Consider the following 16282-nt stretch of genomic DNA (forward strand, 5'->3'; position numbering starts at 1 on the left):
TATCCTGGTTTTAATTTAAAATAAACTAAGTTGTGACTAAAAATTAATCAATTATAGTGAAATATGGTGCGCTATCTTGCATAAATTGATATGATTAACTACACAGAATTTAAAAGTACATAATACATAATAAGGAAGTGATACAATGGATGATAAGCAACACAAATCTTCATCCGATGATGAACGCGCTGAAATTGCAACAAGCAATCAAGACCAACAAACTAATTCATCGAAACGCGTTCATTTAAAACGTTGGCAATTCATATCAATTTTAATTGGTACAATCCTAATAACGGCTGTCATCACAGTTGTTGCATATATTTTTATAAATCAAAAAATAAGTGGTTTAAACAAAACTGATCAAGCAAACTTAAATAAAATTGAAAATGTGTATAAAATCTTAAATAGTGATTATTTTAAAAAACAGAACTCTGACAAGTTGAGTAAAGCTGCAATTGATGGCATGGTCAAAGAATTAAAAGATCCTTATTCTGAATATTTAACAAAAGAACAAACTAAATCCTTTAATGAAGGTGTTTCAGGTGATTTTGTAGGTATTGGTGCAGAAATGCAAAAGAAAAATGATCAAATTATGGTTACTAGCCCTATGAAGGGTTCTCCAGCAGAACGTGCTGGCATCCGTCCTAAAGATGTCATTACTAAAGTAAATGGAAAATCAATTAAAGGTAAAGCATTAGATGAAGTTGTCAAAGATGTTCGTGGTAAAGAAAACACTGAAGTAACTTTAACTGTTCAACGAGGCAGTGAAGAAAAAGACGTTAAGATTAAACGTGAAAAAATTCATGTTAAAAGTGTTGAGTATAAGAAAAAAGGTAAGGTTGGAATTATTACTATTAATAAATTCCAGAATGATACATCAGGTGAATTGAAAGATGCAGTTCTTAAAGCTCACAAAGATGGTTTGAAAAAGATTGTTTTAGATTTAAGAAATAACCCAGGTGGACTACTAGATGAAGCTGTTAAAATGGCAAATATTTTTATCGATAAAGGAAAAACTGTTGTTAAACTAGAAAAAGGTAAAGATACTGAAGCAATTCAAACTTCTAATGATGCGTTAAAAGAAGCGAAAGACATGGATATATCCATCTTAGTGAATGAAGGTTCAGCTAGCGCTTCTGAAGTGTTTACTGGTGCGCTAAAGGACTATCATAAAGCTAAAGTTTATGGGTCAAAAACATTCGGCAAAGGTGTCGTACAAACTACAAGAGAGTTTAAGGATGGTTCGTTGTTAAAATATACTGAAATGAAATGGTTAACGCCAGATGGTCATTATATTCACGGTAAAGGCATTAAACCAGACGTTACTATTGACACACCTAAATATCAATCTTTAAATGTCATTCCTAATACGAAAACATTTAAAGTTGGAGACGATGATAAAAATATTAAAACTATTAAAATTGGATTATCAGCTTTAGGTTATAAAGTTGATAATGAATCAACGCAATTTGACCAAGCTTTAGAAAATCAAGTTAAAGCTTTCCAACAAGCGAATAAACTAGAGGTAACTGGTGAATTTAATAAAGAAACGAATAATAAATTTACTGAGTTATTAGTTGAAAAAGCTAATAAACATGATGATGTTCTCGATAAATTGATTAATATTTTAAAATAAGCGATACACACTACTAAAATTGTATTAATATTATGTTAATGACACGCTTCCTAAATTTGCAAAGATAGCAATTTAGGAGGCGTGTTTATTTTTATTGACGTCTAACTCTAAAAGATATAAATTAGACATTTACAAATGATGTAAATAACGCAATTTCTATCATCGCTGTTAACAATTCATGCTTTAATATACTATGAGCATATACTTTTTAAATAGTATTATTCACTAGTTTTAACAATCAATTAATTGGCATATGATACTTTTATTGGTTATTTTCATCCCATAGTGTGATAATTACTATTTTTCATTCATAATAAAGGTTTAAAGCATGTTAATAGTGTGTAAGATTAACATGTACTGAAAAACATGTTTAACATAACGATATAAGGAGTGACGTACATGATCCGTCTAGGTAAAATGTCAGATTTAGATCAAATCTTAAATCTAGTAGAAGAAGCAAAAGAATTAATGAAAGAACACGACAACGAGCAATGGGACGATCAGTACCCTCTTTTAGAACATTTTGAAGAAGATATTGCTAAAGATTATTTGTATGTATTAGAGGAAAATGACAAAATTTATGGCTTTATTGTTGTCGACCAAGACCAAGCAGAATGGTATGATGACATTGACTGGCCAGTAAATAGAGAAGGTGCCTTTGTTATTCATCGATTAACTGGTTCGAAAGAATATAAAGGAGCTGCTACAGAATTATTCAATTATGTTATTGATGTAGTTAAAGCACGTGGTGCAGAAGTTATTTTAACGGACACCTTTGCGTTAAACAAACCTGCACAAGGTTTATTTGCCAAATTTGGATTTCATAAGGTCGGTGAACAATTAATGGAATATCCGCCATATGATAAAGGTGAACCATTTTATGCATATTATAAAAATTTAAAAGAATAGAGGTAATATTAATGACGAAAATCGCATTTACCGGAGGGGGAACAGTTGGACACGTATCAGTAAATTTAAGTTTAATTCCAACTGCATTATCACAAGGTTATGAAGCGCTTTATATTGGTTCTAAAAATGGTATTGAAAGAGAAATGATTGAATCACAACTACCAGAAATTAAGTATTATCCTATTTCGAGTGGTAAATTAAGAAGATATATTTCTTTAGAAAATGCCAAAGATGTATTTAAAGTATTGAAAGGTATTCTTGATGCTCGTAAAGTTTTGAAAAAAGAAAAACCTGATCTATTATTTTCAAAAGGTGGATTTGTATCTGTGCCTGTTGTTATTGCAGCCAAATCATTAAATATACCAACTATTATTCATGAATCTGACTTAACACCAGGATTAGCGAATAAGATAGCACTTAAATTTGCCAAGAAAATATATACAACATTTGAAGAAACGCTAAACTATCTACCCAAAGAGAAAGCTGATTTTATTGGAGCAACAATTCGAGAAGATTTAAAAAATGGTAATGCACATAATGGTTATCAATTAACAGGCTTTAATGAAAATAAAAAAGTTTTACTCGTTATGGGTGGAAGCTTAGGAAGTAAAAAATTAAATAGCATTATTCGCGAAAACTTAGATGCATTATTACAACAATATCAAGTGATACATTTAACTGGTAAAGGATTAAAAGATGATCAAGTTAAAAAATCAGGATATATACAATATGAATTTGTTAAAGAGGATTTAACAGATTTATTAGCAATTACGGACACAGTAATAAGTAGAGCAGGATCAAATGCGATTTATGAGTTCTTAACATTACGGATACCAATGTTATTAGTACCATTAGGTTTAGATCAATCCCGAGGCGACCAAATTGACAATGCAAATCATTTTGCTGATAAAGGTTATGCTAAAGCGATTGATGAAGAACAATTAACAGCACAAATTTTATTACAAGAACTAAATGAAATGGAACAGGAAAGAACTCGAATTATCAATAATATGAAATCGTATGAACAAAGTTATACGAAAGAAGCTTTATTTGATAAGATGATTAAAGACGCATTGAATTAATGGGGGGTAATGCTTTATGAGTCAATGGAAACGTATCTCTTTGCTCATCGTTTTTACATTGGTTTTTGGAATTATCGCGTTTTTCCACGAATCAAGACTAGGGAAATGGATTGATAATGAAGTTTATGAATTTATATATTCATCAGAGAGCTTTATTACGACATCTATCATGCTTGGGGCTACTAAAGTAGGTGAAGTCTGGGCAATGTTATGTATTTCATTACTTCTTGTGGCATATCTCATGTTAAAGCGCCACAAAATTGAAGCATTATTTTTTGCATTAACAATGGCATTATCTGGAATTTTGAATCCAGCATTAAAAAATATATTCGATAGAGAAAGACCTACATTACTGCGTTTAATTGATATAACAGGATTTAGCTTTCCTAGCGGTCATGCTATGGGATCAACTGCATATTTTGGAAGTGGTATCTATCTATTAAATCGATTAAATCAAGGTAATTCAAAAGGTATTCTTATAGGGTTATGTGCAGCTATGATTTTATTGATTTCCATATCACGTGTATATCTAGGTGTACATTATCCAACAGATATTATTGCCGGCATTATTGGTGGCGTATTTTGTATTATTTTATCAACGTTATTACTTAGAAATAAATTAATCAATTAAATAGTAAAAAACAAAAGCAGTAAACCTAAAGTGTCGTAAGGGTTTACTGCTTTTATAAAACGTTGTTATAACGTATATTGTCTTTTACGGGCATATAAAAGGGGAATATTTGAAAATGACCAATCCAACAAGAACGAAACGTTGTGGGGGGATGTTCTATGTGGTATTGATAATCATTTTCAACTACTATTATACATTAGTGAGAATCATTGTCAATTAGAAACTAAAACTTTTTTTGAATATTTTTTAAGAATAGTAAATAAAACGCATGATTACGCTATTTTAGAAAATAAAAAAATTTGTATTTCTCAGTAGAATTAGAATATTTAAAAGTGATGAAGCTTAAAAATTATATTGTTTACATATTCCTTTTGAATTCATACATTAAGAAATGTTACTTGCAAGTTCAAACAGGCTGGGAAATAAATCAATGTTCTATGATCTACGAAATTATATTGGCAGTAGTTGACTGAACGAAAATGCGCTTGTAACAAGCTTTTTTCAATTCTAGTCAGGGGCCCCAACACAGAAGCTGACGAAAAGTCAGCTTACAATAAAGTGCAAGTTGGCGGGTCCCCAACATAGTAGCTGCGGAAAGCCAGCTTACAATAATGTGCAAGTTGGGGCGGGACGACGATAAAGAAATACTTTTTCTATAGAAATTAGTATTTCTTATGCATGAGTTTTACTCATGTATTCTTATTTTTAAGTACACATTAGCTGTGGCTAATGTGTAAGAACCACTACATAATAAATCATTAGTGGCTCTTTATCATTTCTGTCCCACTCCCAAATGTTTAAACTACGGTCATTTTGTGAAAATAAAGATAATAACTATTCATTTTACATTAGTGAAAAGTCAGTATACGACAACAATTGATATTGCGGTAAGACCTTGTGTTACAGTATTCTATATTTAAGTACTGCAATCAGAAATAACAAAATTCCATTAACTGATTATTAAATATTTGAGTTAATAAATAATTAATGATTGTAGCTTGAAAATTTTAAAACATGGTTATTGATTTGTGATAAAATTTAAACGTAAACAAACTAATTTAAAAAGCAACTATTGTATAGAAAAATACAAAATTTAAAATATATTACCTTATTAGAAAAAGTCGTAATATGAGGTGTACAAATGACGCAAATTTTAATAGTAGAAGATGAACAAAACTTAGCAAGATTTCTTGAATTGGAACTCACACATGAAAATTACAATGTGGACACAGAGTATGATGGACAAGACGGTTTAGATAAAGCGCTTAGCCATTACTATGATTTAATCATATTAGATTTAATGTTGCCGTCAATTAATGGCTTAGAAATTTGTCGCAAAATTAGACAACAACAATCTACACCTATCATTATAATTACAGCGAAAAGTGATACGTATGACAAAGTTGCTGGGCTTGATTACGGTGCAGACGATTATATAGTTAAACCATTTGATATTGAAGAACTTTTAGCAAGAATTCGTGCGATTTTACGTCGTCAGCCACAAAAAGATATTATCGATGTCAATGGTATTACAATTGATAAGAATGCTTTTAAAGTGACGGTAAATGGCGCAGAAATTGAATTAACAAAAACAGAGTATGATTTACTATATCTTCTAGCTGAAAATAAAAACCATGTTATGCAACGGGAACAAATTTTAAACCATGTATGGGGTTATAATAGTGAAGTAGAAACAAATGTCGTAGATGTTTATATAAGATATTTAAGAAACAAGTTAAAACCATACGATCGTGACAAAATGATTGAAACAGTTCGTGGCGTTGGGTATGTGATACGATGACAAAACGTAAATTGCGCAATAACTGGATTATTGTTACCACGATGATTACGTTTGTCACGATATTTTTGTTTTGTTTAATTATTATCTTTTTCTTGAAAGATACACTGCATAATAGTGAGCTTGATGATGCAGAACGAAGCTCAAGCGATATTAATAATTTATTTCATTCTAAGCCTGTTAAAGATATATCTGCATTAGACTTGAATGCATCTTTAGGTAATTTTCAAGAGATTATTATTTATGATGAGCATAATAATAAATTATTTGAGACATCGAATGATAACACAGTGAGAGTTGAACCAGGTTATGAACACAGGTATTTTGACCGCGTAATAAAAAAACGTTATAAAGGCATTGATTATTTAATTATTAAAGAACCAATCACAACGCAAGATTTCAAAGGGTATAGCTTGTTAATTCATTCACTAGAAAATTATGATAATATCGTAAAATCATTGTATATCATTGCGCTCGCATTTGGAGTGATTGCAACAATTATAACTGCCACAATCAGTTATGTATTTTCAACTCAAATAACTAAACCGCTTGTCAGTTTATCAAATAAAATGATTGAGATTCGACGAGATGGTTTTCAAAATAAATTGCAATTAAATACAAATTATGAAGAAATAGATAATTTAGCAAATACGTTTAATGAGATGATGAGCCAAATTGAAGAATCATTTAATCAACAAAGACAATTTGTTGAAGATGCGTCACATGAATTACGAACACCATTACAAATTATTCAAGGTCATTTAAATTTGATTCAGCGATGGGGAAAAAAAGACCCGGCAGTATTAGAAGAATCGTTAAATATTTCTATTGAAGAAATGAATCGTATCATAAAATTAGTCGAAGAATTACTTGAATTGACTAAAGGAGATGTAAATGACATTTCTTCTGAAGCGCAGACCGTGCATATTAATGATGAAATTCGCTCGCGAATACACTCATTAAAACAATTGCATCCAGATTATCAATTTGATACGGATCTGACATCTAAAAATCTAGAAATTAAAATGAAACCTCATCAATTCGAACAATTATTTTTAATCTTTATTGATAATGCAATCAAATATGATGTGAAGAATAAGAAAATTAAAGTTAAGACAAGGTTAAAAAATAAGCAAAAAATAATTGAAATTACAGATAATGGAATTGGTATTCCAGAGGAAGATCAAGATTTCATTTTTGATCGCTTTTATCGAGTGGATAAATCTCGTTCAAGAAGTCAAGGCGGTAATGGACTCGGATTATCTATTGCGCAAAAAATCATTCAATTAAACGGTGGATCGATTAAAATTAAAAGTGAAATTAACAAAGGAACAACGTTTAAAATCATATTTTAATCATGTCTGAGACGTCAATTAAAGTCATAGGATCAATTATTTAAGTACACATTAGCTATGACTAATGTATAAGAACGGCTATAAAACAAATAAACAGTGGTTCTTTATCATTTCTGTGGAACTCACCTCCCAAAATTTACAATAAAATACATCTATAAACCTAGAAGAATCAACGCTTTTGTTGATTCTTCTTTTTAGCATATAAATAGGTAAATCTACTTTAACAAATAACTAAATAGTGATATTATTACATTGTAAGCGTTTCAACATTTTTGTGGAGGGTGTAAAATGACTAACGAAAGAAAAGAAGTTTCAGAGGCTCCTGTAAACTTCGGTGCGAATTTAGGTCTAATGTTAGATCTATATGATGACTTTTTACAAGATCCATCATCTGTACCAGAAGATTTACAAGTCTTATTCAGCACAATTAAGAATGATGACTCAATTGTACCAGCTTTAAAAAGTACAAGTAGTCAAAATAGCGACGGCACAATTAAGCGTGTCATGCGTTTAATTGATAATATTCGCCAATACGGGCATCTTAAAGCCGATATTTATCCTGTAAATCCTCCGAAAAGGAAACATGTACCTAAATTAGAGATTGAAGACTTTGATTTAGATCAACAGACTTTGGAAGGTATATCAGCAGGAATTGTTTCAGATCACTTTGCCGACATTTATGATAATGCTTATGAAGCAATTTTAAGAATGGAAAAACGTTACAAAGGACCAATTGCATTTGAGTATACACATATTAATAACAATACCGAACGTGGTTGGTTAAAAAGAAGAATTGAAACGCCATATAAAGTAACGTTAAATAATAACGAAAAAAGGGCACTATTCAAACAATTAGCGTATGTTGAAGGGTTTGAAAAATATCTTCATAAAAACTTCGTTGGTGCTAAGCGTTTTTCAATTGAAGGGGTAGACGCACTTGTACCGATGTTACAACGTACTATTACGATTGCTGCGAAAGAAGGTATTAAAAATATACAAATAGGCATGGCTCACCGTGGACGTTTAAACGTTTTAACGCATGTCTTAGAAAAACCGTACGAAATGATGATTTCAGAATTTATGCATACAGATCCAATGAAATTCTTACCTGAAGATGGTAGCTTGCAGTTAACTGCTGGATGGACTGGTGATGTGAAATATCACCTTGGTGGCATTAAAACTACTGATTCATACGGTACAATGCAGCGTATTGCACTGGCAAACAATCCAAGTCACTTGGAAATTGTTGCACCTGTTGTTGAAGGGCGTACAAGAGCAGCACAAGATGATACACAGCGTGCTGGGGCTCCGACGACTGATCATCATAAAGCAATGCCAATTATTATACACGGCGATGCTGCTTATCCTGGTCAAGGAATTAACTTCGAAACAATGAACTTAGGCAACTTGAAAGGCTATTCTACGGGTGGTTCATTGCATATTATTACTAACAATAGAATTGGATTTACTACAGAACCAATTGATGCACGTTCAACAACTTATTCTACAGATGTGGCTAAAGGTTATGATGTGCCAATATTCCATGTCAATGCTGATGACGTTGAAGCTACTATTGAAGCAATTGATATTGCAATGGAATTTAGGAAAGAGTTTCATAAAGACGTCGTTATTGATTTAGTAGGTTATCGTCGTTTCGGACATAACGAAATGGATGAACCATCAATTACTAATCCAGTTCCTTATCAGAATATTCGCAAACATGACTCTGTTGAATATGTGTTTGGTAAAAAGCTTGTTAATGAAGGTGTCATTTCAGAAGATGAAATGAATTCATTTATAGAACAAGTCCAAAAGGAACTAAGACAAGCACATGATAAAATTAATAAAGCTGATAAAATGGATAATCCAGATATGGAAAAGCCTGCAGATCTTGCATTACCGTTACAAGCAGACGAACAATCATTTACGTTTGATCACTTGAAAGAAATAAATGATGCATTGTTAACATATCCGGATGGCTTTAACATTTTGAAAAAGTTAAACAAAGTTCTTGAGAAGCGTCATGAGCCATTTAATAAGGAAGATGGTTTAGTTGATTGGGCACAAGCAGAACAACTTGCATTTGCGACAATTTTACAAGATGGTACACCGATTCGCTTAACTGGTCAAGATAGTGAACGTGGTACATTCAGTCATAGGCATGCCGTGTTACATGATGAGCAAACAGGTGAAACATATACACCTTTACATCATGTTCCTGATCAAAAAGCGACATTTGATATACACAATTCTCCGCTTTCAGAAGCAGCAGTAGTTGGTTTTGAATACGGCTATAATGTGGAAAACAAAAAAAGCTTCAATATTTGGGAAGCACAATATGGTGATTTTGCAAATATGTCACAAATGATTTTTGACAACTTCTTATTCAGTTCTCGCTCAAAATGGGGAGAACGTTCAGGATTAACATTATTCTTACCTCATGCATATGAGGGTCAAGGACCTGAACATTCATCAGCAAGATTAGAGAGGTTTTTACAATTAGCTGCTGAAAATAATTGCACAGTTGTCAACTTATCTAGTTCAAGTAATTATTTCCACTTATTGCGTGCACAAGCGGCTAGTTTAGATTCTGAACAAATGCGACCATTAGTTGTTATGTCGCCAAAAAGCTTGCTGAGAAATAAAACAGTTGCAAAACCAATTGATGAATTTACTTCTGGTGGATTTGAGCCAATTTTGACAGAATCATATCAAGCGGATAAGGTTACAAAAGTTATTTTAGCAACTGGTAAAATGTTCATTGATTTAAAAGAAGCATTAGCTAAAAATCCAGACGAATCAGTATTACTCGTTGCGATTGAAAGATTGTATCCATTCCCAGAGGAAGAGATTGAAGCATTACTAGCACAATTGCCAAACCTTGAAGAAGTGTCATGGGTACAAGAAGAACCTAAAAATCAAGGTGCCTGGTTATATGTTTATCCATATGTTAAAGTGCTAGTTGCAGATAAATATGATTTAAGTTATCATGGCAGAATTCAAAGGGCTGCTCCAGCTGAAGGCGATGGAGAAATTCATAAACTTGTTCAAAATAAAATTATAGAAAATGCATTAAAAAATAACTAGGGGGAAATAAGTCATGCCAGAGGTTAAAGTTCCAGAATTAGCAGAATCTATTACAGAAGGTACCATTGCAGAATGGTTGAAAAACGTAGGGGATAGCGTAGAAAAAGGTGAAGCTATTCTTGAATTAGAAACTGATAAAGTTAATGTCGAAGTTGTATCTGAAGAAGCAGGTGTATTATCTGAACAACTTGCAAGTGAAGGCGACACTGTAGAAGTTGGACAAGCAATTGCTGTCATCGGCGAAGGTAGTGGCAATGCTTCTAAAGAAAATAGTAACGACAATACTCCACAACAAAATGAAGAAACAAATAATAAAAAAGAAGAAACAACAAATAAATCGGCAGATAAAGCTGAAGTCAATCAAACAACTGATGACAATCAGCAGCGTGTTAATGCTACACCTTCTGCGCGTCGATATGCTCGTGAAAATGGTGTGAATCTTGCTGAAGTAAGTCCGAAAACAAATGATCTTGTTCGTAAAGAAGATATTGATAAGAAACAACAGGCACCGGCATCAACACAAACAACACAACAAGCACCTGCAAAAGAAGAGAAAAAATACAATCAATATCCTACAAAACCAGTGATTCGTGAAAAAATGTCACGCAGAAAGAAAACAGCTGCTAAAAAATTATTAGAGGTATCTAATAATACAGCTATGTTAACAACTTTTAACGAAGTTGACATGACAAATGTTATGGAATTGCGTAAACGTAAGAAAGACCAATTTATGAAAGATCATGATGGTACTAAATTAGGATTTATGTCATTCTTTACTAAAGCTTCTGTAGCAGCTTTGAAAAAGTATCCAGAAGTTAATGCAGAAATCGACGGCGACGACATGATTACGAAACAATATTATGATATTGGTGTAGCTGTTTCTACAGATGATGGATTATTAGTACCATTCGTAAGAGATTGTGATAAAAAGAATTTTGCAGAAATCGAAGCAGAAATTGCTAATTTAGCAGTTAAAGCACGAGAGAAAAAACTTGGCTTAGATGATATGGTTAATGGTTCATTTACGATTACAAATGGCGGTATTTTTGGATCAATGATGAGTACGCCAATTATCAATGGTAATCAAGCTGCAATTTTAGGCATGCATTCAATTATTACAAGACCAATTGCGATTGATCAAGATACAATCGAAAATCGTCCAATGATGTATATTGCATTAAGCTATGATCATAGAATTATTGACGGTAAAGAAGCAGTTGGATTCTTAAAAACAATTAAAGAATTAATTGAAAACCCAGAAGACTTATTATTAGAATCTTAATCCACAACACAAAATAGTTTACTATTCCTAAAAACGGGATCAAATCAATAACAAACAGCAGTAAGATTATTTTCTAGTCGAAATATCTTACTGCTGTACTTTATTTTTATAATGATTCGTATTAAAATGTGGGTTTATTTTTGACTACTTAAAAAATATATCATTTCTATTGAAATAGACTCACAATAGAAATATAGGTAGAATAGCGTGTTTCAATATGCTAATGAATGCATTTTAGATAATAACAAACGATGAAATTTATGAATTCTATAAGCGCCTTTAGTTAATTTAAAATCATCTGAACATGATGTAAATTCGCTTTATGGACACGACATATATATGTTTTTCATGTCCTACAAAAAACGAAATATTCAATTGCTATATACTGATACTCATTAATGACATACTCAATAGCAACCATAACTATATTATGTTACCTATTTAAATGAAATAGTTCTTTTAAAGAAATACATTTTTCACATATTAATCTATAATCAAAATCAACTGACCGATATTCTATAATTTATGATTAAAATAAGTTATAATATAATAGTAAAGATAAAGATAGAGGTGGCTATAATGTGTGGACTTAGAAGTATAACATTAGGTACAACAAATATAGAACAGACAAAACATTTCATGGTTGACATATTAGGATTAAATTGTGAAGAACTTCTTGAAAACTCAATTCGTTTCGGCGATGCAGATATAAGCCCAGGAACAAGACTTCAATTTATACAAGTTCCAAGTGAGCAATTAGAAGAATCTCACTTTGTTGGTATTGGATTACGTACACCAACTGACTCAGGTTTAGAGGAGTATGCGGAAATATTATCGAGTAAAGAAATTCCATTTACAACAACTAAAGAGCTAAATGGTAATAAATATTTTAGTTTTGAAGATAATAACGGTCATATTTTCTCAATTTACTCAAATGAGAATAATTATGGCGTCGGTTTAGGAATGCCTTCTTTCGAAAGTGCTGTCAATCCGTTACATCAAGTGCAAGGTTTAGGACCAGTGATTCTTAAAGTGAATCATGTAGATATTACAGGTCAAATTTTAACAAATATATTCGGACTTGAAGTATTTGCAGAATACCAACCCTTCGACAATGCTGACTATCATGTACAAGTATTCAAAATTGGAACGGGTGGTCTAGGTGGCGAAATACATTTAATGCCTGTAGAAACCGAAATGACAATGCCTGAATATGGTGCAGTCGATCAAGTTGAGTTTGAAACGAAAGATGCAGATTTCTTTAATCAAGCGAAATCGCGCTTAGATGAAGTGGAAATACCATATCAAACGCTTGAGCAAGATGATATTGAATCAATTAGAATTACTGAAAACAGTGGATTATCGTTTATATTCACTTTACAAAAATAATTTTTTTACGATAGTGAGGACAAAATTTATGTTACATGAAACTTGGAAAGAACGTACACCAATCAAGAAAGTAGAAGTCATTAATACAGATGCAAAGAAATTTACAGTTTCTGACATGTTAACTGTAGGCAAACAATATGATGTTATCAACGAAACTGAAGAATATTATCAAATAATAGATAATTCAGGATTAATTGGCGGTTACTATAAAACATATTTCAAAGAAGTTTAAACGCATAATTATTGAAATGAAGCCTAATATGAGATTTTCAATTAGTAAATTTGGTAAAATATAAACAATTCGCATACTAAGCATTGCGTTTTATATCAGAATAGAATAGTAAACTAAGGCATTTGGAGAACTTATTCCATGTCTTAGTTTTTTAATTTATTTAAAGGAGAACGTTTTAAAATGGCACTAAAACATTATAAGAATTCAGATTCAACAGTTTTCAATGATGCGAAGGCATTATTCGATTTAAATAAAAATATTTTACTTAAAGGTCCAACAGGTTCAGGGAAAACGAAGTTGGCAGAAACATTAAGTGAAGTTGTTGATACACCCATGCATCAAGTCAACTGTTCTGTTGATTTAGATACAGAAAGCTTATTAGGCTTTAAAACAATTAAAACAAATGCGGAAGGACAACAAGAAATTGTCTTTGTAGATGGTCCAGTTATTAAAGCTATGAAAGAGGGGCATATTTTATATATTGATGAAATAAATATGGCTAAACCTGAAACATTGCCTGTATTAAATGGGGTCTTAGATTATCGTCGTCAAATTACGAATCCATACACTGGTGAAGTAATCAAAGCTGTACCAGGATTTAACGTTATAGCAGCGATAAATGAAGGTTATGTTGGTACATTGCCAATGAATGAAGCACTAAAAAATCGCTTTGTTGTTATTCACGTTGACTATATTGATGGGGACATTTTAAAAAATGTGATTAAAGAGCAAAGTTTATTACAAGATGATAAACAAATCGAACAAATTATAAAGTTTAACGAAGATTTACGTACTATGTCTAAGCAGGGACAAATTTCTGAAGAAGCCGCTAGTATCCGTGCATTATTAGACTTGTGTGATTTAATCACTGTAATGCCAGTTGAACGTGCAATTAAACGTACAATTATTGATAAATTGGAAGATGAACGTGAACAACAAGCAATATATAATGCTGTAGAACTAAACTTTTAAAGAGGGATAAAACATGAGTGATCGTTTCATAAAATTTAACGACGAACAGTTAGATGCCAAGCAAGTAATGATGTTGCAAGACTTAGCTCGACTCTTATTAAAAAATGAACAAACACAAGTTAAAATCCAAAAATTCCCTTACTATAATCCTGTTCAAAATGTTTTGATTACGAGTTGGTTTTGGTCACATCGACCAAGCCATATCGAAATGGCTGGTTTAAAAACAGATGTTATGTTAGCTGCTTACGGTTATCATATGATGGATGTACAAATTGTAAATGAAGTAGTACAAGATAAAACTTTTAAACACCCTAAATTTTATCAACAACTTTTTAAATTATTAGAAGATATGCGCGTATTAAATTCTATTAAAGTTGAGCGCCCAAGTACTGCTAAATTAATTGATCTTCGCTTAGATACACGGATATCATATACGGAATCTCAAATTAAAGTGTATCGTACTAAAACACAATATACAGATTTATTATTTTTGTATTTAGAACATGCATTTTTAAGTCAAGATTTCTTTGATATACCATCTATACATTCAGATTTAGATGATATTTTAGTTAATATGTTCTTATATTTACCTAATTTTTTCCAAAATCAAAATTCTGAAGATAATATGTATCTGGCTCAAAGAATTATGTATCAAGTAGATGATATTTTAAAAGAAGATATGCTAAACGAATATTATTACTTACCTAAAACACTATATAATACATTAGCTAGTCCAGAGTTTGAAGATTTAAAGAGAACTGATGCAAGTCAAGTCGATGGGCAAGATGATACTTCAGAAGATGATGATAACCAAAGTGAAAAAGCTGACTCTAAATCTGCAGATAGTGAATCAAAAGGTGGCGCTTATTTAGAAATGGAGCTTCACGAAGGACAAAATAGTGAAACATTGGGTAATGATGAAGCACGTGAAGGCGATGCTACAGACGATATGACTGATATGATGACCAAAAAGGGCAAAGGATCAAACGATACGCTAAATCGTGAAGAAGGCGATGCTGTTGGTCAAAGCCAGGCATTTCAACTTGATGGTGTGAACAAAAATGTAGAAATAAAATGGCAAATTCCTGAAATTGAGCCACAATATGTTTTAGAATATCAAGAATCGAAACAAGACGTACAATATGAAATCAAAGACTTAATTCAAATTATAAAGAAAACGATTGAACGAGAACAACGAGATGCACGTTTTAATTTAACAAAAGGGCGATTACAAAAGGATTTAATTAATTGGTTTATCGACGATCAGTATAAATTGTTTTACAAAAAACAAGATTTAAGTAAATCATTTGATGCGACGTTTACATTGTTAATTGATGCGTCAGCAAGTATGCATGATAAAATGGCTGAAACGAAGAAAGGTGTAGTGTTATTCCACGAGACGTTAAAAGCATTGAACATTAAACATGAAATTTTATCATTCAGTGAGGATGCCTTTGATTCAGACGAGCATGCACAACCAAATATCATTAATGAGATTATTAACTATGATTACTCAACCTTTGAAAAAGATGGCCCACGTATTATGGCACTTGAACCTCAAGATGATAATCGTGATGGTGTTGCTATTAGAGTTGCAAGTGAACGATTAATGCGTCGAAATCAACATCAACGATTTTTAATCGTATTTTCAGACGGCGAACCGTCTGCATTTAATTATAGTCAAGATGGTATTATTGATACGTATGAAGCTGTAGAAATGTCGCGTAAATTTGGCATTGAAGTATTTAATGTATTTTTGAGTCAAGATCCAATAACTGAAGATGTTGAACAAACAATTCATAATATTTATGGTCAATATGCTATTTTCGTTGAAGGTGTTGCGCATTTACCTGGACATCTCTCTCCATTATTAAAAAAATTACTACTTAAATCTTTATAAATAAATTTA

Annotated in this window: 12 protein-coding genes and 2 pseudogenes; all 14 read left to right on the plus strand. The window is 31.8% G+C overall.

Annotated features, from left to right (window positions below; genetic code table 11):
* Positions 1-145 precede the first annotated feature (145 nt).
* The 14 genes and pseudogenes from ACXQH5_RS00910 to ACXQH5_RS00975 all read left to right on the plus strand — a co-directional run bounded on the left by ACXQH5_RS00910 (position 146) and on the right by ACXQH5_RS00975 (position 16273).
* Entirely contained in the window at positions 146-1636 is a 1491-nt protein-coding gene (locus ACXQH5_RS00910) for a S41 family peptidase (protein ID WP_000342123.1), read from the plus strand.
* Between the two features lie 399 nt (positions 1637-2035).
* Entirely contained in the window at positions 2036-2545 is a 510-nt protein-coding gene (locus tag ACXQH5_RS00915) for a GNAT family N-acetyltransferase (protein ID WP_000620194.1), read from the plus strand.
* An 11-nt stretch (positions 2546-2556) separates the two neighbouring features.
* Positions 2557-3627: an undecaprenyldiphospho-muramoylpentapeptide beta-N-acetylglucosaminyltransferase gene (locus ACXQH5_RS00920; protein WP_000160908.1), complete on the plus strand. Its 1071-nt coding sequence runs from the start codon at positions 2557-2559 to the stop codon at positions 3625-3627.
* Positions 3628-3643: 16 nt separating this feature from the next.
* Positions 3644-4258: a phosphatase PAP2 family protein gene (locus tag ACXQH5_RS00925; protein ID WP_000084773.1), complete on the plus strand. Its 615-nt coding sequence runs from the start codon at positions 3644-3646 to the stop codon at positions 4256-4258.
* A 115-nt stretch (positions 4259-4373) separates the two neighbouring features.
* Positions 4374-4573 (plus strand): annotated as a pseudogene (locus ACXQH5_RS00930) (hypothetical protein).
* Positions 4574-5048: 475 nt separating this feature from the next.
* Positions 5049-5138 (plus strand): annotated as a pseudogene (locus tag ACXQH5_RS00935) (hypothetical protein); the annotation flags it as partial.
* Positions 5139-5399: 261 nt separating this feature from the next.
* Positions 5400-6059, plus strand: a complete 660-nt coding sequence (gene arlR / locus ACXQH5_RS00940; RefSeq protein ID WP_000192137.1) for a response regulator transcription factor ArlR — start codon at positions 5400-5402, stop codon at positions 6057-6059.
* Complete coding sequence (gene arlS / locus ACXQH5_RS00945) at positions 6056-7411, plus strand: sensor histidine kinase ArlS (protein ID WP_000166795.1); 1356 nt, start codon at positions 6056-6058, stop codon at positions 7409-7411. The genes arlR and arlS overlap by 4 nt, the downstream gene beginning before the upstream one ends.
* 288 nt (positions 7412-7699) lie before the next feature.
* Positions 7700-10498 carry a 2-oxoglutarate dehydrogenase E1 component gene (locus ACXQH5_RS00950; RefSeq protein WP_000180678.1) on the plus strand — a complete coding sequence of 933 codons (2799 nt, stop codon included), beginning with the start codon at positions 7700-7702 and terminating at the stop codon, positions 10496-10498.
* A gap of 13 nt (positions 10499-10511) precedes the next feature.
* Positions 10512-11780 carry a dihydrolipoyllysine-residue succinyltransferase gene (gene sucB / locus ACXQH5_RS00955; RefSeq protein ID WP_001115452.1) on the plus strand — a complete coding sequence of 423 codons (1269 nt, stop codon included), beginning with the start codon at positions 10512-10514 and terminating at the stop codon, positions 11778-11780.
* 579 nt (positions 11781-12359) lie between these two features.
* On the plus strand, positions 12360-13169 hold the full coding sequence (locus tag ACXQH5_RS00960) for a VOC family protein (RefSeq protein ID WP_000334509.1): 810 nt from the start codon (positions 12360-12362) through the stop codon (positions 13167-13169).
* A gap of 28 nt (positions 13170-13197) precedes the next feature.
* Positions 13198-13401: a DUF6501 family protein gene (locus ACXQH5_RS00965; protein WP_000902174.1), complete on the plus strand. Its 204-nt coding sequence runs from the start codon at positions 13198-13200 to the stop codon at positions 13399-13401.
* 180 nt (positions 13402-13581) lie between these two features.
* On the plus strand, positions 13582-14373 hold the full coding sequence (locus ACXQH5_RS00970; protein ID WP_001185421.1) for an ATP-binding protein: 792 nt from the start codon (positions 13582-13584) through the stop codon (positions 14371-14373).
* Positions 14374-14386: 13 nt separating this feature from the next.
* Complete coding sequence (locus ACXQH5_RS00975; RefSeq protein ID WP_001283670.1) at positions 14387-16273, plus strand: nitric oxide reductase activation protein NorD; 1887 nt, start codon at positions 14387-14389, stop codon at positions 16271-16273.
* Positions 16274-16282 lie beyond the last annotated feature (9 nt).

Source organism: Staphylococcus sp. SA22 (assembly GCF_054165785.1).

What these genes read in the sequence shown, in the direction of transcription:
- arlS (WP_000166795.1), top strand. Translation starts at nt 6,056, where the DNA reads ATGACAAAACGTAAATTGCGCAATAACTGGATTATTGTTACCACGATG.
- ACXQH5_RS00920 (WP_000160908.1), top strand. Translation starts at nt 2,557, where the DNA reads ATGACGAAAATCGCATTTACCGGAGGGGGAACAGTTGGACACGTATCA.
- ACXQH5_RS00965 (WP_000902174.1), top strand. Translation starts at nt 13,198, where the DNA reads ATGTTACATGAAACTTGGAAAGAACGTACACCAATCAAGAAAGTAGAA.
- ACXQH5_RS00960 (WP_000334509.1), top strand. Translation starts at nt 12,360, where the DNA reads ATGTGTGGACTTAGAAGTATAACATTAGGTACAACAAATATAGAACAG.
- ACXQH5_RS00975 (WP_001283670.1), top strand. Translation starts at nt 14,387, where the DNA reads ATGAGTGATCGTTTCATAAAATTTAACGACGAACAGTTAGATGCCAAG.
- ACXQH5_RS00925 (WP_000084773.1), top strand. Translation starts at nt 3,644, where the DNA reads ATGAGTCAATGGAAACGTATCTCTTTGCTCATCGTTTTTACATTGGTT.
- ACXQH5_RS00910 (WP_000342123.1), top strand. Translation starts at nt 146, where the DNA reads ATGGATGATAAGCAACACAAATCTTCATCCGATGATGAACGCGCTGAA.
- arlR (WP_000192137.1), top strand. Translation starts at nt 5,400, where the DNA reads ATGACGCAAATTTTAATAGTAGAAGATGAACAAAACTTAGCAAGATTT.
- ACXQH5_RS00915 (WP_000620194.1), top strand. Translation starts at nt 2,036, where the DNA reads ATGATCCGTCTAGGTAAAATGTCAGATTTAGATCAAATCTTAAATCTA.
- ACXQH5_RS00950 (WP_000180678.1), top strand. Translation starts at nt 7,700, where the DNA reads ATGACTAACGAAAGAAAAGAAGTTTCAGAGGCTCCTGTAAACTTCGGT.
- ACXQH5_RS00970 (WP_001185421.1), top strand. Translation starts at nt 13,582, where the DNA reads ATGGCACTAAAACATTATAAGAATTCAGATTCAACAGTTTTCAATGAT.
- sucB (WP_001115452.1), top strand. Translation starts at nt 10,512, where the DNA reads ATGCCAGAGGTTAAAGTTCCAGAATTAGCAGAATCTATTACAGAAGGT.